Source organism: Actinoallomurus liliacearum (assembly GCF_039542035.1).
GTDB classification, from domain to species: Bacteria; Actinomycetota; Actinomycetes; order Streptosporangiales; family Streptosporangiaceae; genus Actinoallomurus; species Actinoallomurus liliacearum.
In genome coordinates this window covers 867,657-885,419 of the sequence record NZ_BAABHJ010000008.1, presented here as the reverse complement: position 1 = coordinate 885,419, position 17,763 = coordinate 867,657, and the positions used below count along the sequence as shown (strand labels likewise).

Sequence of the window (17,763 nt, the reverse complement as noted above, 5' to 3'; positions counted from 1 at the left end):
GAGGAACAGTGAGCGACATCACCACCTCGGCCCAACTCGGCGTTCTCTCCAGCTCGGCCGAGAACTTCGCGATCGTGGCGGGTGCCATCCGCAAGGAGCTCGACGAACTGCAGACACACCTGCAGAGCAAGCTCACGGAGTGGGAGGGCGACGCCCAGCAGGCCTACTGGAAGTACAAGGCCCAGTGGGACGCGGCGGCGGCCGACATGCAGGCCGTCGTTCAGCGGCTCGGGCTCGCCATCGGCACGGCGCACGACAACTACGTGCAGGCCGAGAAGTACGGCGTCAACCTCTTCGACTGATGCGCGTGGTGGCCATCGGCCCGCTCGCCGGCGCCGAGCGGGCCGGCGGCCGACGAAGAGACTGAAGGATCGGCGCTGTCGCAGGCGACCACGCGGCCGAAGCCGATCGAGTGAGTGGCGAAGGCGCGGAGGCCACAGTGGGCAACCCGTATTACGAGCAGTCATGGCCCACCATCGAGGGCTATAAGGAGAAAGAGGTCGTGGTCAATCACGACCTGGTCAAAAAGTACATCGACGCACTCGACCAGGATCGTAAGGACCTCATCGTCGGCAAGGACCAGGGCGGCAAGGGTTACCCCGACGACCTCGTCAACGTCGCCAAGCAGATCTCGGCCCGGGACGTCGGTGCGGGCGGCGACGGAAAGAAGACCAGCTATCCGGCCGGTGAGGTCATCTGGCAGTCGATCCAGAACGTCGTCACCGAGTTCCCCAAGGCTTATGGCGAATGGGTGAAGGCCTACAAAGACGTGGTCGACGGGCTTTACGATGCGGCGGGCTTTCACAAGAAGGCCGAACTGGACTCGAAGATCCCTGGGACGACGGGCACTCAGCCGACCACGCCGACGACCACCAACCAGCCTTCGGCGACCGACGGAACCGACCAGACCTGACACTGACGAGCTGACCTGAAAGGCAGGAATCCTCATGGCACCGGGCGATCCGGATCCGAAGCCTCCTGTTCACCTTCAGGACACCTATGGTGTTAAGGGGAAATGGGACGGCGAATGGGACGACATGATCCGCATCCTCGACGGGATGTCGTCTCACGGTCTGGTGATCAATCAGCAGAGCTACCAGGCGGCGGCGGCCATGCTGGCCAGCTCCGCGGAGACGATCTACCAGACCGGGTACAACCTCTCACAGGTCTGGAAGGGCGATTCCGCCGCCAAGATGCAGGAGAAGCTGAAGGAGCTCTGGGCGCAGGCGCGTGAGCTCACCACCGCGGCGAGCATGCTCGAGAACAACCTGTTCAACAACCAGGCGCAGACCATCAAGGATTACGCGGAGAACGTGAAGAATCGTCCTACCAAGGACGACGCTCACTGGTACAACCCGGGAACCGACTGGTACAGCCCGTCGGAGTTCTCGATCCTCGGTGCGTTCAACGACAGCAAGGACGAGATCGACAAGCGGAACAAGGACCGTGCCCAGCGCTACATGAACGTCGGCGATCTGGAGAACGGTAACGACTCCCTGGGCAAGCTGACCATGTTCGACAACGGCGGGGTTCCGGAGACCATGAAGGTCAACAACCCGACCGTCACCCCCATAGAGACGCCTCCGCTGGACAATCAGCACCCCATTCCTTCCAGCGCCAACCCCGGCCATCCGGGCGGCCCCGGTGGGAAGATTCCCAACCCCGGCGCGGGAATCCATCCCGGCAACAGTGGGGGAGTTCCCAACCCCGGCGGGATCCATCCGGGCACCGGTGGGGGGATCCATCCGGGCACCGGCGGGGGGATCCATCCGGGCACCGGCGGGAACACCCCGCACGTGGGAAGTGGCGGTGGTGGAGATCTCGCCGGGCTGCACCAAGGGAACCCTGGTGGGCTGGGGGACGGTCTAGGCCACGGTGGCGGCGGTCTGGGTAATCCCGGCGGCGGTTTGGGACACGGCCTCGGCTCCGGGGGCGGTCTCGGCAACGGTCTCGGCGGCGGTGTCGGAGGCTTCGGCGGCTCACGCGGGCTCGGGACGGCAGGGGGCAGGTCGTCCGGTGGCGCCGCAGGCGGACTCGCCGCCGAGGAAGAGGCCGCCGCGGCGCGGATGGCAGGTGCCAAGGGGGCCAACGGCGCGTCCGGCGTGCCGATGGGCGGCATGGGGGCGGGCAGTGGTCAAGAGCAGGAGCGCGAGCGCTCCACCTGGTTGACCGAGGACGAGGACGTCTGGGGAGGCGACGGTGACGTCGCGCCGCCGGTGATCGGCTGAGCCACCCGCGATCCGGCAGTCTTGATGGAATCGGGCGGGCGGACCCCGCAGGGCCCGCCCGGTTCTAGACCCAGGAGGAATCACGTGCGAAAGCTCGTCCGAGGTGTGGCTGCGATCGCGATCGCCGCCGTCGCGATCCTGCCGACGGGAACACCGGCGGAAGCGGCAGCCGCTCCCGGCCCGCGCCTCGAGGAGTGGTGGTTCAGCTTCTGGGACATCCAGAACAAGGTGTGGCCGATCACGCAGGGGCAGGGCGTGACCGTCGCGATGATCGACACCGGAGTCAACGGCAGCCTGCCCGGCCTGCAGAACGTCGTGCTGAGCGGCACCAACGCCCGCAGGAACGGCACGGGAGACGGCCGCGTCGACACGGACAAGTACGGCCATGGCACCAAGATGGCCGAGTTGATCGCCGGCCAGGGGCAGGACGACGGCATGGTCGGTGTCGCCCCGGGCGCGAAGATCCTGCCGATCGTGGCCGACGACTCCCCGTACACGCTGGCCGACTCGATCCGCTATGCCGTCGATCACGGCGCCAAGGTCATCAACATCTCGCTCGGCTCTGCTGACGATCCCGGCCCGACCTGCGTCACCTATGCGTCCGTCCTCCAGGAGGCGGTCGCCTACGCGGCGCAGAAGGATGTCGTCGTCGTCGCCGGCGCCGGGAACTCCGGCACGACCACCAACTCTCCGATAACTCCCGCCAACTGCGCGGGGGTCCTCGCGGTCGGTGCCATCAGCGGTAAGAAGCTCGCCTGGAACCAGAGCGAGCACCAATCCTACGTCGCGGTCGCCGCGCCGGGCGTCGGCGTCGGTTCGGTCGGTAAGGACGGTCGCTTCGCGCCCAACGGTAACGGCACGAGTGCCGCCTCCGCCCTCACCTCGGGCGCCGTCGCGCTGATCCGCTCGAAGTACCCGAACCTGTCGGCACGCGAAGTCGTGCAAAAGATCATCAACACGACGGTGGAGGCAGGCCCGGCGGGCCACGACGATTACACCGGCAGCGGCGCCGTCGTTCCGATCTGGGCCCTCACCAAGGACGTGGACAAGGCCGCGCCCAATCCGCCCTACCAGCGACTCGATCAGTGGCTGGCGACGCATGGGAAGAACCTCGCCACGGGTCCGGCGCACAGCGCGAAACCCGCCGCCAAGAAGTCGGGCTCGGGTTCCGGCTCCGGCCTGGTGATCGGGATCGTCGCCGCCGTCGTTCTCGTCGTGATCGTGGTCGTCGTGGTGCTGCTGGCCCGTCGCCGGGGCGGGGGATCCCGCCCGGTCGTCCACGAGCAGCCGCTGGGGCAGGGCCCGTACGGGCCGTCCGCGGGTCCGCAGAGCCCGTACGGCACGCAGGGAGACGACCCGTACCGTTCGCCGGGGCCCCGCCCCGGCCCGCCGCCGTCGTTCCTTCCTCCGGCGGACCACGGAGATCCGCCGACCCGTTGACGCCGTGGCCGACCGGCCCGCAGGCGTAAGCTCTGGCGGCATGTCGCGAGGCGTGGTGCTGTTGCCGGTGACGGCCCTGCGGCTCGCCGGGCGCCATCTGGCGACGCTCACGCTCCTGTTCGGCCTCGGATATCTCGCGCGGTACGCGCTCACCTGGGCGGGCGTCGCGGTGAGCCACGGACACCACGAGCAGCTGCGGCGGGTGCTCGCGGTGCTGATCCTGACCGGCCTGATCACGATCACTCTCGCCGTGACCGTCGGCATGCTCAACGCGCTGCGCGGCACGGACGGCGAGCCGTTCCTCGACGCGATCGGCCGGGCGCTGTTGCCCTTCGTCGTCATCTACGTGGCCTGGGGGATGTACGTCGACGACGTCCGCGCGTTCAGCCGGGCCGACGTCGAGCGCAACCTGAACAGCGCGGCGCACGGCTCCGTCGCCGGATTCGCGCTGGACGTCAGGAACCTGTGGCTCGCGCTGGTGGCCACCGCCGTCGCCTGGGTGCTCAGGACGGGCCTCGAACGGTACCGGAGCCGGCGGCCGCTGGCCGTGCTGCTGGCCTACTGCGAGACGGCCTTCAACCTCTTCGCCGTGTCCTCCGTCCTGCTGCTCGCGGGCAAGGGCACCGACTGGGTGACGAGCCGGCGCGGCTGGCCGGGCGGCGGCGACCTCCCGTACCAGCAGGCGGTCGGCATCGCGTTCAGCACGCTGGCCCTGCCGCTGGTGTGGCTGGCCATGGCGAGCGTCGTGTACGGCCTCGGGATCGAGCCCGACGATCACGAGGCCGTGCTCGAGGGCACCCGCCTGCAGGGGGTGGCGCAGGCGGGAGCCGAACACCGGAACCTGGTGCGGCTGCTGTCCGGCCAGCGGGAGCGCTGGGTGCCGCTCCTGCACGCCACGCGCCTGATCCTGCGGGCGGGCGCGCCCGCGCTCGGGCTGTTCTGCCTGTGCTACTACGCGGTCGACTTTGCGGTGGCGTACGGCTTCCGCGGCGCGCTGCACCTCGTCGGACCGGACCACGACCCGGCGGCGTGGCCGGCCATCCTCGTGCCGCTGGAGTTCGCGCGCGAGCTGGTACGCACCGTGCTGCACGTGGCGCTGCTGGCGGCCGCCGTCGGGGTGGCGGGCGGGGTCAGCGACGAAACCGCAGCCCCGGAAGGGGACCCGGTCGCGGCGGGGCCGGCCGGAACAGCATGACGAACTCCACCTGACCGGCGACGTCCGCCGGAACGCGCCCGCGCATCTTGCGGGTGGAGCGTTCGCCGGGCTCGTACGGGTCGCCGCCGGAGACCGGGTCCAGCTCCCACCGGCGGCCGGACCGGTCGCGGAGCTGGTAGTCGTTCTGGATCTGGACGGTGCCCTCCTGGTCGAGGGCGGTCTGCTCCAGGACCACCTCGACCCGGTCCCCGACCGGCCGGATGGAGCGAAGGCGCCAGGAGGCGTGGTTCAGCGTGCCCGCGCCGCCGGCCGGCACGGTGGTCAGCGCCTCGCGCGCCCGGTGCGTGGCGTAGTAGTGCAGCTTCTCGCGCAGTGGCAGGCCCACCGCCAGCGGCAGGACGACGATGAGGGCGAGGGCGGCGCGGCGGCTCGTGAGCGGGCTCCGGGAACGGTCACCCGTTCGGCCGCGGCGGCTCATGAGCGGGCTCCGGGGACGGTGACCCGTTCGGCCGCGGCGGCCACCATCCGCCGGGCGGTGGCCTCGCCGATCCCGAGCGGGACGTTCGCCTGCGCGGTCAGCTCGAACCCGAACGGCGGGAAGCCCTCCGGGACCTTCTTGTCGTCCGGCAGCCGGTCGGACATGAGCAGGGTCGCCCCGGCCAGCAGGGACGGCGGGATCTCGAAGACGAACGGGCCCCGCCGCCACAGGCCGGGCGAGAGGGTGACGTCGTCGAGCGTCGTCGCGGCCGGGGTGGTGACGTCCTTGCCGCTGCCCCGGAACTCCCGCCCGTCCCTGGTGCGCAGCAGCGCGGTCGAGATCTGTAGGGGGTCGCGGCGGCTCGTCGCCGCCGTCGTCACCACGACGAACACGCCCTCGGGCCGGAGAAGCTCCTTCTGCGGTGAGGAGATCGACCGGGCCACCGTCACGCTCTCCACCCGCACGGTGAACCTCCCGGCGGTCACGGCCGTTCCGACGTGCCCGGTGACGGCCAGCGGCGCGTACCGTCGGTCGTAGTCGTCGGGGGCGTGGGACCGGACCCAGATCGCGGCGCCGGCGAGCGCCACGCCGAGGAGGACGGCGACGGCGCGCCTCATGCGGCCGCCCACCGGATCGGCAGCGGCACGACGTAGTCGGCGACGTCGCCGTCCTTGGGCTTGTCCGGCTTGCGGGGGATCCAGTGCCGGTACCCGTAGAAGAAGTCCTCCCGGTGCTCGTAGCGCCACAGCGAGAGGCGGGCGTGGAATCCGGCCGGGACCGGCCCGTGCCCGAGCCCGTACGTCAGGACGACCGTCGTCGGCACTCCGGGGTTCAGCATGCTCACCTCGAGGTCCTGGCTGCGGCCCACCGCGCTGATCGGTGTGATCCGCGTACCCCGCGGGACGTCGAGCGACAGGGCGTTCACCGCGAAGTCCATGACGGGTACGGTCCGGCGGTCCCGCACCGTGACCCGGAGTGTGACGACCAGCGTGGCACCGCCCCGCTCGACCTGGCGGACGACCACGTCGGCCACGCGGAGACGGTAGCGGCCGAGGTCGACGGTGCCCCTCGCCGAGCGTTGCGCGGGACGGGGTGCGGCCCGCAGCCCGCCCGTCGCCCAGAGACCGGCGAGCAGTGCGACGGCGCACATCGCGGAGGCGGTCAGGAGCAGTCGGCGTCGCATGATCTCCCCGGGTCAAGGTGAGAGGGTAGCGGGATGCGAGTGCGGGATGTCACCCGATGGGCCGATGTCGGCCTTCCACCGCCGGGCGCCGGCGCGCTCCGGCCGAAACGCGTCGAGCCGGTGGGTGAGGGCGGCCCCCGGTTGGAACGCGTCAAGCCGGTGGGTGCCGGCGCGCTCCGGCCGAAACGCGTCGAACCGGTGGGTGAGGGCGGCCCCCGGTTGAAACCGCACCCCTGTTCGGGCGAAGCTTTCTACGCTGTGCCGCACGGAGCACTCAAGGAGTTCGGGACGTGGTCGATGTGACACCCCGCGAAACCCGGTTACTGCAACCGGGTCGCGTCTACGTCGGCTGGCGTTACGCGCAGGTGCACGACGATCCCGGACCGCCGCCCAAGCGGCCGACTCCGCCCGAGGCCGAGCCGCCCGACAAGGAGTGGGTGACGGTCCAGCGGCGTGACGACAAGTTCCTGAACCGCCCGCTGAAGATCGTCGGGATCGCCACGGGCGTCGTCGCGGTGCTCTTCGTCGTCGCGGCGGTCACCGGCACACTGCCCTGGGCGTTCGCCGCCGCCGGGCTGGTGGCGTGCGTCCTGGTCGCGCTGATCACGGGATACTCCATGTGGCAGGGCCGGCAGACGCTGCGCGCCCGCGAGGCCGCCGAGCGGGACCGCCTCGAACGCAAGGAGGCGGAGCGCCGGCGGCTGCTGGAGACCGCCCACGCCGAGCACGCCCGCGCGTACCGGGAGTGGCAGCACCGGCGGGAGGCGTACGAATCCCAGCACGAGTGGTACGCCGTCACCCTTCCGCAGGGCGTCGACCGGGTGGACGTCGTCGGCGGCACGCTGGCGGGCTGGTCGGCGACGGTGACGATGATGGGCGCGGCCCGCCTGGCCGCCGGCTCCCACGTCACCGTGCTCGACCTGTCGGAGGGCGCGGTCGCGCGCGAGCTCATCGAACTCGGCAACGACCAGGGCGAGCGGCCCCAGGTGTGGGTGCTGCCCGGGGACCTGCCGCAGCTCGACCTCACCCACGGCCTCGGCTCCGAGGAGCTCGCCGACGTCCTGTCGCTCGTCGTCAGCGTCAGCGAGGAGCAGGGCAGCACCCGCGACCTGTCGTTCGACAACGCCATCCTCGAACGCGTCCTCGGCGTCTTCGGCGGCCGCGCGCCGATCCCCCGGATCACCGCCGCGCTCCGGGCGCTGGCCCAGGTCGGCGATCCGCGCGACGACCTGCGCGACGGCCTCATCACCGACGACGAGCTCGCCAAGGTCACCACGATGTTCGGCCGGGGCGCCGCCGACCGCGTCGTCATCGAACGCGCCTGGGCCCTCGAGTCGCAGCTGCGGAAGCTGGAGAAGCTCGGCTCGAGTCCGACACTGCTACCGCCCAGCAGGCTGCGCGTCATCGCCACCGACCGCCGGGCCGGGGTGCTGACCAACCGGGTGCTCGGCACGTACGTCACCGCGGCGCTCACCCACGTGCTCCGCGGCTCCGCGCGGGGCAAGCCGTGGGAGCACACCCTGATGCTGTGCGGCGCCGAGAAGCTGCGCGGTGACGTCCTGGACCGGCTGATCGACTCGTGTGAGGCCACGTCGACCGGCCTGGTCCTGCTGTACCGCACGATCCCGCCGCACGTGAAGGAGCGGCTCGGCCGCGGGCACGCCGCGGTCGCCTTCATGCGGCTCGGCAACGCGGAGGACGCCCGGGTCGCGGCCGAGCACATCGGCACGGAGCAGACCGTGGAGGTCGCCGAGCTCACCGAGAAGGTCGGGGACGCGGTGTCCCATTCGAAGGACGAGGCGTACGTCAGCACGGTCGGCCCGGCCGCGCGCATGCCGGTCTTCAACGACAACGAGCCCACCGACGCGGCGCTGCCGGACGGCATCGGCCGCGCCACCGCCTGGGGAGAGAGCACCTCCCTCGCGGCCGAGGCGGGCAAGGGCTCTCGCGAGCTGGCGGTCGAGCCCCAGGAGCTGCAGCAGTTGCCGCCCACCGCGATGATCTTCACGCACGCGGAGTCGACCGGCCGGCGGATCCTCCTGGTCGACGCGAATCCCGGCATCATGACGCTGCCGACCGCGAACATCCAGGAGTTCGAGGAGGCCACGGCCCCCTCCCGGGCTCGTCACGCGAAGCCCGACCTGCCGCAGGACGTCCCCCGCCCCGCGCCCAACCTCGGGCCGCCGCCGGAGCGCCTCGACTTCCGGAAGAAGAAGCGCTGACCGGCGGGGCGCCCGCTCCCCGGCCGGGATCCGGCTGATCCAGAGCCGGTGACACCCCTTGAGGAGGGGTGGCCCGACACTCCGTAAAGTGATCATTGACGTCGATCCGGTACCGGGCCTAGGTTCCCTACCGACCGGTTGGTATGTCTTGAGGAAGGGCCGTTCATTGTCCACTGTCGAGACCGTTGGCGGTGCCGTCGACGTCGCCGAGCTGGGGCGGACGTTGATGCACGAGCACGTCTTCGTCCTGTCCACCGAGTACGCGCAGAACTACGGTGCCGGCGCGTGGTGGGACGAGGAGGAACGCGTCAGCGACGCGGTGGCCAAGCTCCGCGCCATCGTGGCCAAGGGGATCACCACGATCGTCGATCCGACGGTGTGGGGCCTCGGCCGTTACATCCCGCGCATCCAGCGGATCGCCGAGCAGGTGCCGGAACTCAACATCATCGTCGCGACCGGGCTGTACTCCTACGACGCGCTGCCCTTCCAGTACGAGAACCGGGGACCGGGGCTGCTGGTCGACGTGCCCGAGCCGATGGTCGAGGACTTCACCCGCGACATCGTCGAGGGCATCGGGGACACCGGCGTCAAGGCGGCGTTCCTCAAGTGCGCGATCGAGGCCCAGGGCCTCACGCCGGGCGTCGAGCGGATCGCCCGCGCCGTCGCGCGCACCCACTGTGAGACGGGCGCGCCGATCACCGTGCACACCTCGAGCCCGGCCCAGGCGGGCCGACTGGCCGTGGACCTGTTCCGCAAGGAGGGCGTCGACCTGTCCAAGGTGGTCATCGGGCACGCGGGGGACAGCAACGACCTCGACTACCTCATGGAACTGGCCGACAGCGGGGCGATCCTCGGGATGGACCGGTTCGGACTGGACATCTACAACCCCACCCCGGACCGCGTCCGTACGATCGCGGCCCTGTGCGGGCGCGGCTACGCCGACCGCATGGTGCTCAGCCACGACGCGAGCTGCTTCATCGACTGGCTGGGCGGCAACCAGGAGCAGGTACGGTCCGCCGCCATGCCCAACTGGAACTACGAGCACATCAGCGACGACGTGCTGCCCGCGCTGGTCGAGCTCGGTGTCTCCGACACGCAACTCGACCAGATGCTGGTCGACAACCCGCGGCGGTACTTCACCACCGCTGGCATGGCGGGCCCGGCCCTGTAATCCTTCCGGTGTGGCAGGTGTGACAGGGGGACTCCAGGGGCCGTGGTACCGCATTCAGGCGATCCTGTCGCCCGCGCACACCGCGTCGGCGGAGTGGGACTTCGTGACCGTGCTGCCGGCCGTGCTGTCCGCGGCACAGAGCCGGCGGCCGTTCGTGGTCGGCTGGATGTCGCGGGGCGGCGGGGCGCCGCTGCAGCTCATCACCAACGCCGGGCCGCTGCACCTCACGCACGACCGGCAGCAGGGGCTGCTGTTCCCGCACGGCGCCCGCGGCGTCCCGATCGGTGACGACTGGCTGGACGACGCCGCGGCGATGACGTGGAGTCGTTGCCCGGCACGGCTGGCGCCGCCGTTGGCCTCGTCACGGGCGGACGCCGGGCCGAGCCTGTTCGAGTCGACGCTCGTGACGCTCATGGACCGGCCGTTCGGCTGGCTCGTCATCGCCGAGCAGTGCGGCGAGCAGGTGCTCCGCGACCAGGTCACCGACCTGCAGTACGAGCTGCAGATGCGGCGCCGGGGCGACGACGAGCTCGCCATCGAGCGCCTCGAGCGGCGGATGGCCGAGCTCGACGCCTTCCAGGAGGGCGGCCTGTGGAACGTCCGGGTCCTCGCGGGCGCGGAGTCGGCGGAGGCGCTCGAACAGATCGCCCCGGTGCTCGTCGGTTCGGTGGAGATGAGCCACCACCCGTACCGCCTCCGCTCCGGCGAGCGTCCCGTGCGCTTCCACGAGGCGGTGCACGTCGACACGCAGGACCGGGACCTGCGGTCGCCGTTCGTCGCGACCGCGGGCGCCCTCTCCGCGCTGGCCGGGCTGCCGCGCCGTGAGGTGCCGGGCCTGCGGGTGCTCGACGCCGGCTACTTCGACGTGACCTCCGAGGTCGGCGGCGAGCCGGCGGACGACGGGGCCGGGGTCGCGCTCGGCGCGATCCTCGACGGCCAGGACCGCGGGGTCGGGACCTTCACGGTGCCGCTGCAGACGATCAACCGCCACGTCTTCGTCACCGGGTCCACCGGGTCGGGCAAGTCGCAGACCGTCCGGCACCTGCTCGAACAGCTCACCCGAAGCGGCATCCCGTGGCTGGCCATCGAACCGGCCAAGTCCGAGTACGCCGCGATGTCCGGCCGCGTCGGCGCGCCGGTCACCGTGATCAACCCGTCCGACCCGGCCGCGGTGCCCCTCTCGGTGAACCCGCTCGCGCCCGAGCCCGGGTACCCGGTGCAGGCGCACATCGACATGGTCCGCGCGCTGTTCCAGGCGGCGTTCGACGCCGAGGAGCCGTTCCCGCAGATCATGTCGCAGGCGCTGCAGCGCGTGTACGAGGCGAACGGCTGGGACGTCGTCACCGGCCGGGGCCGTCCCGGCTCACCGATCGAACCGGGCGTCCCGACCCTGGAGCAACTGCAGGACGCCGCCCTCGACGTGATCGGCGACGTCGGCTACGGCAAGGAGCTGATGGCCGACGTGCGGGGCTTCGTCGACGTACGGCTCCGGTCGCTGCGCATCGGCTCGGCGGGCCGGTTCTTCCAGGGCGGCCACCCGGCCGACATCGAAGGGCTGCTGAGCCGCAACACCGTCCTCGCCATCGAGGACGTCGCCAACGACGAGGACAAGGCCTTCCTCATGGGGACGCTGATCATCCGGATCGTCGAGCACCTGCGGCTGCGCGCCCGCAGCGGGCGGACGCCGAACGGCCTCGGGCATGTGATCGTCATCGAGGAGGCGCACCGCCTGCTGCGCAACCGCGGCGAGAACAGCGCCGGCGCGCACGCCGTCGAGCTGTTCGCCGGGATGCTCGCCGAGATCCGCGCGTACGGCGAGGGCATCGTCGTGGCCGAGCAGATCCCCACGAAACTGGTCCCCGACGTCGTCAAGAACACTGCGCTCAAGGTCGTCCACCGGCTGCCCGCCCACGACGACCGCCGCCTCGTCGGCGCCGCCATGAACCTCGACGACCACCAGTCCCGCGAGGTCGTGTCGCTGCCGCCCGGCGTCGCAGCCGCCTTCGCGGACGGCATGGACCGGCCCGTACGGCTCCGCGTCCCCCTCGGGCAGGACCGGGAGCGCGTGCTGCCCGGCCCCGTCCCGCCGGTCGCCGGCCGCCGGTCGGCCGCCTGCGGCGGCGCGTGCCGCGACGGCCGGGCCTGTTCGCTGTACGAGCTGCGGGAGGCCGACCTGCTCGCGTCGGCCACCGCGTGGGCGTGGCTCCGGGTCTGGGCGGACGCGCTGGTCCTGGCGCACGTGGCCGACCGCCCCACGCCCGCCGTACCGGCCGACCTCCGCAGCGAGTGGGCGGCACGGCCTCCACGCCTGCGGGAGTGCACCCTCGCGACCGTCCTCGACCGCGCCGTCGGCCGCCGCTCGGCGGCGCTGCGCACCGCGTACGCCCCGGAGAAGCTCACCGCCACCGTCGCGGGGGCCGCGGACCGGCTGCTCGGCGGTGACGCGGGCCTGGCGGGCGTCCGGCCCGGCGCCGAATGGGTGATCCCGCAACTACGCTGGCTGCACGAGATGGACCGGCTGTTCCCGGCCGACCAGGGCGTGCCGGACAAGTACGCGCCCGCGCCCCCGCTGGACTACGAGCTGCCAGGGCTGCGGCAGCCCGTGGAGCCGCTGTTCGGCCACCGGGTCCGCGCACTGCGCCGGCACCCCCTCTCGATGGCCCTGGACGCGAACCGGCCGATCGCCCGGACGGCGATCCTCGGCGGCGACGACCACGCCGAGTTCGACCGCGACCTCGCGGTGGTCGCGATCGGCGTCGACGCCGACGACCGGCTGCGACACGTCGCCGAGGTGATGCGGGTCGCGTGGCTGCCCCACGTCCTGTCCTGGCCGGACACCCTCATCGCCGGCTTCGCGGACCCCGACGGCGCCCCACCCTTCCCCGACGTGAGGTATTGAGAATCACCCCCGGACGGCGAGCGAGACCCTCATTGCCCGGTGTGCTCCCACCCCGGCCGCCGCCAACGAACCACCGCTAACGTGCAGATGATTCGCCGGCTAGCCGGGCTTGATAAGTGCTGTTCTCGTCGATCAGTCGATCGAGCGCTGCGCGCGCGGCGAGAATCGCGTCGAGCATGGTCGAGAGACGCTCCCGTTCACTGCACATCACCGCCATCGAGTCCTGAGCGGCCCGCATCGTCGGCCTGGTCGTCATGCACGGGAGCATCTCGACGATCGTGCGGCTGGACAAGCCGGCCGCGAAGAACGACTGGATGAGCCTGACCCGCTCGACCTGGTCTTCGGCGTAATGGCGCTGACCGCTCGGGGACCGGGTGCTCACGACGAGCCCTTGGTCCTCGTAGTAGCGCAATGAGCGTCGGCTGACCCTGGTCCGCTCCGACAGCTCACCGATTCTCATCGACACCCCTCTCCTCGTGCTGACGATCTCGGCTTGCCCCTCACATCGGTGTCACCGTTTACGGTAGTCCACGCCGCGTTCGCATTGAGCGGCCGCACCGCGTATCAACGATTGGAAGACACTGTGATCAAGTTCGCGTACCTCATTAATCGGATCGAAGGCATGACCCTCGATGAGTTCGTCGCGTACCACCGCGACCATCACGCACCTTTGTTCACCTCGATCCCCGAAGCGAAGCAGTACGTCAAGAAGTACACGGTCTCGCACCCGGTGCCGGCTGAGAACTATCCGGCCCCCGTGTACGACGGGCTCACCGAGATCTGGTTCGACAGTTGGGCGGACCACGACGCGTTCTTCAATTCCGAGAACTACCGGGTGCGGGTCAACCCCGACGAGGCGAAGTTCATCGACCCGAACTCGATCGGCGTGATGGTCACGGAGGAGACGATCGTCGTCTGACACCGAACTGCCCGGACGGGCGACCATGAAAGGCCGTCACGCCACCTTTCCCTTTGTCGGCGCTTCGGGAGTCCTGGGCCAGGAATCTCCATGATTCAGGCGAATCAAAAGGATGCTCAGCCGGCCTGATGGCGGACCGGGCGGTTCGACGACCCCGCTCGCCGTCCGCCACCGCCGCGACCACCGTTCGTCGCGATCGGTGGCAGGCGACTGTCGGTGCCCTGTCGGACACTCTTCGTCATGAGGAGATGGGCTCTCGCCGGAGGGGGAGCGCTCGCGGCGCTCTGCGGCGTCCTGGCGACGGCTCCGGGGCGGACCGCGGCGCGGCTGCCGGAGGGCGTCGCGGAGTCGGGCGCAGTCGGGCTCGGGCCGCCGCCCGAAGCGGGGGGCGCGCGGGTGCTGCGCGTCGTCGACGGGGACACGCTCGTGATGCGGATCGGGGGCCGGAGTCGACGGGTCCGGCTCATCGGAGTGGACGCGCCGGAGAGCTGGGCGCGCCATGACTGTTTCGGCGTCGAGGCGTCCCGTGCGCTCCGCCGGCTGGCCCCGGTCGGTGCCGAGGTGCGCGTCGTGGCCGACCGCGAGCCGTACGACCATTTCGGCCGGCGGCTCCTCCACGTGTGGACGGGCAACGGCCGTCTCGTCACCGCGGACCTGGTGCGGAGCGGATTCGCCCGCACGCTGGTCATTCCGCCCAACACCCGCTACGCCGCGGTGCTGGGCGCGGCGGAGGCCGTGGCGCGCCGCGCGGGAGCGGGGTTGTGGGGTGCCTGCCGGTGATCCGCCGTGACCGCCCCGCCCCGTTGCCGAGCCGGCGGGGCGGCGGTCCGCGCTCCGGCATCGGCCTCCGGGGTGTCTGTCCTCGATCACGGTGACCGCTCGGGAACTTATTCAGTACGCTGTACGTCGTACGATGTACGGAATAACTGTGAAAGGGGAGTCCCATGCAGGTCACTGCGTCAGCGGTCTCGTTGACCGTCGATGACGTCGCGGCGTCCGCCGTCTTTCTGACCACGCACTTCGGGTACGAGGAGGTGATGTCCGCCGAGGGGTTCGTCTCGCTGCACCGCGACGACGACGCGATGGACGTGGTCCTCCTGCGGCGGGGGATCGAGGTGCTTCCGGAGGGCTTCCGGGACCAGCACGCGGCCGGGCTCATCATCGCGCTAGTGGTCACCGACCTGGCCGCCGAAGAGGCCCGCCTGCGCGCGGAGGGGGTCCCGATCACGATGCCGCTGCGCGAAGAGCCGTGGGGAGAGCGGCTGTTCCAGGTCACCGACCCGAACGGGGTGGTCGTGCAACTCGTCGAGTGGGTCACCCCGAGCGGGGAGAACCCGCCTCGATAAGGCTCGGCGTCGTCTGTCCACAGCATGGGGAAAACCCCGGTCCCGCGAGCGGATCGCTCGCGGGATCGGGGCCGCGACCGACGTCGACCCGTGGTGGCCGGGTGTGGCCTGACTCGGGTGTTGTCGCTGTGTCGCTATGGACCTGAGCTTCGCCGCGGCCTAGCGTCCGGCCCATGTTCTGCTGTCGGCCCGGCCGTCGGGACCTGCTGCGCCTGAGCGCGATCGTCTCCGGGTTCGCGCTCACCTCCATGATCGGTGAGACGCGGGCGCGCGCGTCCGACTTACGGCCGGTCAACCTCGAACTCGTCACCCTCACCGAGACCAGCGCCATCTTCACGTGGTACACCGGCGTCGCCGGAACCGACGACGGGCTCGGGCGGATGCGGCCCGCCGCGGCCGACGGCGAGATCAGGATCGGCACGCGGCCGGGACGGCTGACCCGCGTCATCGGCGGGACCGGCCAGACGCCGTACCACTACGTCGAGGTGACCGGCCTGGAGCCCGGCCGGACGTACTACTACCAGGCGCGCTCGCGCGGGCGGACGGCGTCGCAGACCTCGGTGGCCGGAGCCGCCGGCACCCCGCTGGGGAGCGACACCTTCTCGTTCACGACGCCGCAGCCGCCGCCCGGACGGTTCCTGTTCGCCATCGCGCTCTGCAACGATCTGCACCTGGGCGAGACCGTCGCGGGGCTGATCGGCGGCCTGCCGTTCAAGGGCATCTCGCAGGTGCCAGGACGGCCGCCGTACCCGAAGATCATGGCGGAGGCGATGGTGCGGGACGCGCGGCGGCGCGGCGCGACCTACCTCCTCGCGGCCGGTGACGTCTCCTCCGAAGCGGTGCCCGGCGACCTCGACGAGGCCAAGCGGATCCTCGACGGCTTCGGCACCTACCGCCGCGACTACCTCGTCGCCCGCGGCAACCACGACCGCGCGCACGACGGCTCCGCGTACGCCGCCTGCCAAGTCGGCCGGTGGCAGGGGCACGACTGCTTCCGCGACGTGTTCTCCGACGGGCCGACGTACTTCAGCGACGAGCTGAGCGGCCTGCGCGTCATCGGGCTCGACACCTACGACAAGCCGGGCAACGGAGGGGACGCGGGCGGCCTGTCCCCGGAGCAGTTCGCCTGGTTCGAGGCCGAGCTGAAGGCGCACAGGGACCAGCCCACGATCGTGTTCGGCCACCACCCGCTGCTGTCCCTCGACGATCCGCTCGCGGTCAGTGGCGGCACCTCGCTGAACGTCGGGCAGACGGTCGAGATCATGGCGGCGTACGACCGGACGCCCGGGGTGTTCCTGCACCACGCGGGTCACACGCACCGGAACAAGCGGACGGTGCTGCCGGGGAGCCGGCATGTGACCCAGCAGGAGGTGGGCGCGACCAAGGAGTACCCCGGCGGCTTCAACCTGCTGCGCGTGCACAGCGGCGGGTTCGCCCTGAACTTCTACAAGACCCGTGACGACCTCGCCAGGGAGTGGAGCGAACGCAGCCGGCAGGAGATCAACGGGCTGTGGCCGCAGTTCTCGTTCGGCCCGTCCGTCTCGGACCGCAACAGCGTGACCGCCCGCGACCTGTCGGGCCTGCGCGCGGCACGCTGACGCCTGCCCTGGCGCGCTGACGCCTGCTCCGGCGCACTGCCGCGTGCCGCTGCGGCACGCGGGGACGGGCCGTCCGGCGTCAGTAGACGAGGGCCTGGGCGCCTTCGGTCATGATCTCTTCGACGAAGGTCGGCGCGCCCGCGATGCGGATGCCGGGCAGCACCTCGTCGTCGGTGATGTCCCGGCGCGCCGCGCACTGCGTGCAGACCGTGACCCGGCCGGCCGACAGCACGATCCCGAGCAGGTCCTCCAGCGGGGTCGCGTGCGGCAGTTCGAACTCCTTGGCCCGGCCCGGCAGCGCGAACCAGGATGATTCGCCGGTCAGCCAGAGGGATACGGTGACGCCGCTGGCGACGGCGGCCGCGGCGACCGTGAACGCCTGGTTGCAGCGCTCGGGCGCGTCGGCGCCCGCCGTCACCTTGATGACGAGTGATCGTGCCATATCCGGCACACTAGTCGCCCGGGCCGGAAACCGGCACGCTCCGCGAGATGATCAGTGGCCGCAGTCCGCTCTTACCAAGAACAAGGTCTCCCAATTCGGTACGAGCGGCCCCCACGACCCGGAGCGGCTCATCGGCCGCGACGACGCGTTCCTCCACGAGGAAGCCGATCGTCCGGTCGCGGTGCCGCGGACGGGGAGGCGCGCCCAGGAGCGCCGCGAGGCGCGCGGCCAGCGGGCCGTACGGCGAGTCCTCGAACTCCGCGAACGCCGGCTCGCCGAGCTCCAGCTCCGCGCCGCGCGCGTCGACGCGTACGGCGGCGGTCTCCCCGGTGACGTGCAGCGGCCCGCTGATCAGCTCGGCCGTCGTCGAGTGGCGGACGACCTTGGTCGGGCCGAGGGGGCCCGGCCGCCAGGCCCAGTAGCGCTCGGAGACGGTGATGGAGTACCAGACGCAGGGCCGCCCCGAAAGCGGCGCCGTCACCGGTCCGGCCGGGCCGGCGACCGCGCGCCCGCTGACCTCGCGGGGCGCGCCGGGGAGGTTGTCGGTGAGGGGTTCGGCGGCGTCCATGGCCCGCCGGCGGCGGGCCTTCCCGATCGTCTTGGCCATCGCGTCGGCGCCCGCCTCGACTCCGGCCGTGATCAGTGTCATGAGCGCGTACAACCGTCCTCCTTGGACCCGGG

The 17,763-nt window shown here is 71.2% G+C and carries 18 protein-coding genes; 12 read left to right on the top strand and 6 right to left on the bottom strand.

Going from position 1 to position 17,763, the window contains the following annotated elements:
- Window positions 1-8: 8 nt before the first annotated feature.
- The 5 genes from ABD978_RS18965 to ABD978_RS18945 all read left to right on the top strand — a co-directional run bounded on the left by ABD978_RS18965 (window position 9) and on the right by ABD978_RS18945 (window position 4,863).
- Window positions 9-302, top strand: coding sequence for a WXG100 family type VII secretion target (locus tag ABD978_RS18965; RefSeq protein ID WP_345355639.1), 294 nt, complete (start codon window positions 9-11; stop codon window positions 300-302).
- Between the two features lie 137 nt (window positions 303-439).
- Window positions 440-913: a hypothetical protein gene (locus tag ABD978_RS18960; protein ID WP_345355636.1), complete on the top strand. Its 474-nt coding sequence runs from the start codon at window positions 440-442 to the stop codon at window positions 911-913.
- Between the two features lie 34 nt (window positions 914-947).
- Complete coding sequence (locus tag ABD978_RS18955) at window positions 948-2,228, top strand: hypothetical protein (RefSeq protein WP_345355633.1); 1,281 nt, start codon at window positions 948-950, stop codon at window positions 2,226-2,228.
- A gap of 84 nt (window positions 2,229-2,312) precedes the next feature.
- Complete coding sequence (locus ABD978_RS18950) at window positions 2,313-3,668, top strand: S8 family serine peptidase (RefSeq protein ID WP_345355630.1); 1,356 nt, start codon at window positions 2,313-2,315, stop codon at window positions 3,666-3,668.
- 40 nt (window positions 3,669-3,708) lie between these two features.
- Window positions 3,709-4,863, top strand: a complete 1,155-nt coding sequence (locus tag ABD978_RS18945) for a hypothetical protein (RefSeq protein WP_345355627.1) — start codon at window positions 3,709-3,711, stop codon at window positions 4,861-4,863.
- Here the strand turns inward: ABD978_RS18945 and ABD978_RS18940 are convergent.
- The 3 genes from ABD978_RS18940 to ABD978_RS18930 are packed head-to-tail and all read right to left on the bottom strand — an operon-like array spanning window position 4,799 to window position 6,485.
- Window positions 4,799-5,302: a hypothetical protein gene (locus tag ABD978_RS18940; RefSeq protein ID WP_345355624.1), complete on the bottom strand. Its 504-nt coding sequence runs from the start codon at window positions 5,300-5,302 to the stop codon at window positions 4,799-4,801. The two genes, ABD978_RS18945 and ABD978_RS18940, sit on opposite strands and share 65 nt — an antisense overlap.
- A complete protein-coding gene (locus ABD978_RS18935) occupies window positions 5,299-5,919 on the bottom strand; it encodes a DUF4352 domain-containing protein (RefSeq protein ID WP_345355621.1) in 621 nt (206 codons plus the stop codon). The genes ABD978_RS18940 and ABD978_RS18935 overlap by 4 nt, the downstream gene beginning before the upstream one ends.
- Window positions 5,916-6,485, bottom strand: coding sequence for a hypothetical protein (locus ABD978_RS18930; protein WP_345355618.1), 570 nt, complete (start codon window positions 6,483-6,485; stop codon window positions 5,916-5,918). The genes ABD978_RS18935 and ABD978_RS18930 overlap by 4 nt, the downstream gene beginning before the upstream one ends.
- Window positions 6,486-6,775: 290 nt before the next feature.
- On the opposite strand from ABD978_RS18930, the gene ABD978_RS18925 reads away from it, so the two are divergent.
- From ABD978_RS18925 to ABD978_RS18915, 3 genes are all read left to right on the top strand, one after another.
- Window positions 6,776-8,707, top strand: a complete 1,932-nt coding sequence (locus ABD978_RS18925) for a coiled-coil domain-containing protein (RefSeq protein WP_345355615.1) — start codon at window positions 6,776-6,778, stop codon at window positions 8,705-8,707.
- A gap of 166 nt (window positions 8,708-8,873) precedes the next feature.
- On the top strand, window positions 8,874-9,878 hold the full coding sequence (locus tag ABD978_RS18920) for a phosphotriesterase family protein (RefSeq protein ID WP_345355613.1): 1,005 nt from the start codon (window positions 8,874-8,876) through the stop codon (window positions 9,876-9,878).
- A gap of 10 nt (window positions 9,879-9,888) precedes the next feature.
- Window positions 9,889-12,777, top strand: a complete 2,889-nt coding sequence (locus ABD978_RS18915) for an ATP-binding protein (protein ID WP_345355610.1) — start codon at window positions 9,889-9,891, stop codon at window positions 12,775-12,777.
- A gap of 76 nt (window positions 12,778-12,853) precedes the next feature.
- Here ABD978_RS18915 and ABD978_RS18910 read toward each other — a convergent pair whose 3' ends face one another.
- Window positions 12,854-13,237, bottom strand: coding sequence for a MerR family transcriptional regulator (locus ABD978_RS18910; protein ID WP_345355607.1), 384 nt, complete (start codon window positions 13,235-13,237; stop codon window positions 12,854-12,856).
- Between the two features lie 162 nt (window positions 13,238-13,399).
- On the opposite strand from ABD978_RS18910, the gene ABD978_RS18905 reads away from it, so the two are divergent.
- From ABD978_RS18905 to ABD978_RS18890, 4 genes are all read left to right on the top strand, one after another.
- Complete coding sequence (locus ABD978_RS18905) at window positions 13,400-13,696, top strand: EthD domain-containing protein (RefSeq protein WP_345355604.1); 297 nt, start codon at window positions 13,400-13,402, stop codon at window positions 13,694-13,696.
- A gap of 240 nt (window positions 13,697-13,936) precedes the next feature.
- Window positions 13,937-14,476 (top strand): thermonuclease family protein, encoded by a 540-nt coding sequence (locus tag ABD978_RS18900; protein ID WP_345355601.1) that lies wholly within the window; start codon window positions 13,937-13,939, stop codon window positions 14,474-14,476.
- Window positions 14,477-14,640: 164 nt separating this feature from the next.
- Complete coding sequence (locus ABD978_RS18895; protein ID WP_345355598.1) at window positions 14,641-15,042, top strand: VOC family protein; 402 nt, start codon at window positions 14,641-14,643, stop codon at window positions 15,040-15,042.
- Between the two features lie 173 nt (window positions 15,043-15,215).
- Complete coding sequence (locus tag ABD978_RS18890) at window positions 15,216-16,640, top strand: purple acid phosphatase family protein (RefSeq protein ID WP_345355595.1); 1,425 nt, start codon at window positions 15,216-15,218, stop codon at window positions 16,638-16,640.
- A 79-nt stretch (window positions 16,641-16,719) separates the two neighbouring features.
- Here ABD978_RS18890 and ABD978_RS18885 read toward each other — a convergent pair whose 3' ends face one another.
- Window positions 16,720-17,082: a DsrE family protein gene (locus ABD978_RS18885; protein WP_345355592.1), complete on the bottom strand. Its 363-nt coding sequence runs from the start codon at window positions 17,080-17,082 to the stop codon at window positions 16,720-16,722.
- Window positions 17,083-17,092: 10 nt separating this feature from the next.
- A complete protein-coding gene (locus ABD978_RS18880; protein WP_345355589.1) occupies window positions 17,093-17,731 on the bottom strand; it encodes a GIDE domain-containing protein in 639 nt (212 codons plus the stop codon).
- Window positions 17,732-17,763: the final 32 nt, after the last annotated feature.

Coding starts and splice junctions, on each gene's coding strand:
- ABD978_RS18900 (WP_345355601.1), top strand. CDS start 13,937: ATGAGGAGATGGGCTCTCGCCGGAGGGGGAGCGCTCGCGGCGCTCTGC.
- ABD978_RS18945 (WP_345355627.1), top strand. CDS start 3,709: ATGTCGCGAGGCGTGGTGCTGTTGCCGGTGACGGCCCTGCGGCTCGCC.
- ABD978_RS18885 (WP_345355592.1), bottom strand. CDS start 17,082: ATGGCACGATCACTCGTCATCAAGGTGACGGCGGGCGCCGACGCGCCC.
- ABD978_RS18930 (WP_345355618.1), bottom strand. CDS start 6,485: ATGCGACGCCGACTGCTCCTGACCGCCTCCGCGATGTGCGCCGTCGCA.
- ABD978_RS18905 (WP_345355604.1), top strand. CDS start 13,400: ATGACCCTCGATGAGTTCGTCGCGTACCACCGCGACCATCACGCACCT.
- ABD978_RS18880 (WP_345355589.1), bottom strand. CDS start 17,731: ATGACACTGATCACGGCCGGAGTCGAGGCGGGCGCCGACGCGATGGCC.
- ABD978_RS18910 (WP_345355607.1), bottom strand. CDS start 13,237: ATGAGAATCGGTGAGCTGTCGGAGCGGACCAGGGTCAGCCGACGCTCA.
- ABD978_RS18895 (WP_345355598.1), top strand. CDS start 14,641: ATGCAGGTCACTGCGTCAGCGGTCTCGTTGACCGTCGATGACGTCGCG.
- ABD978_RS18935 (WP_345355621.1), bottom strand. CDS start 5,919: ATGAGGCGCGCCGTCGCCGTCCTCCTCGGCGTGGCGCTCGCCGGCGCC.
- ABD978_RS18955 (WP_345355633.1), top strand. CDS start 948: ATGGCACCGGGCGATCCGGATCCGAAGCCTCCTGTTCACCTTCAGGAC.
- ABD978_RS18940 (WP_345355624.1), bottom strand. CDS start 5,302: ATGAGCCGCCGCGGCCGAACGGGTGACCGTTCCCGGAGCCCGCTCACG.
- ABD978_RS18890 (WP_345355595.1), top strand. CDS start 15,216: ATGTTCTGCTGTCGGCCCGGCCGTCGGGACCTGCTGCGCCTGAGCGCG.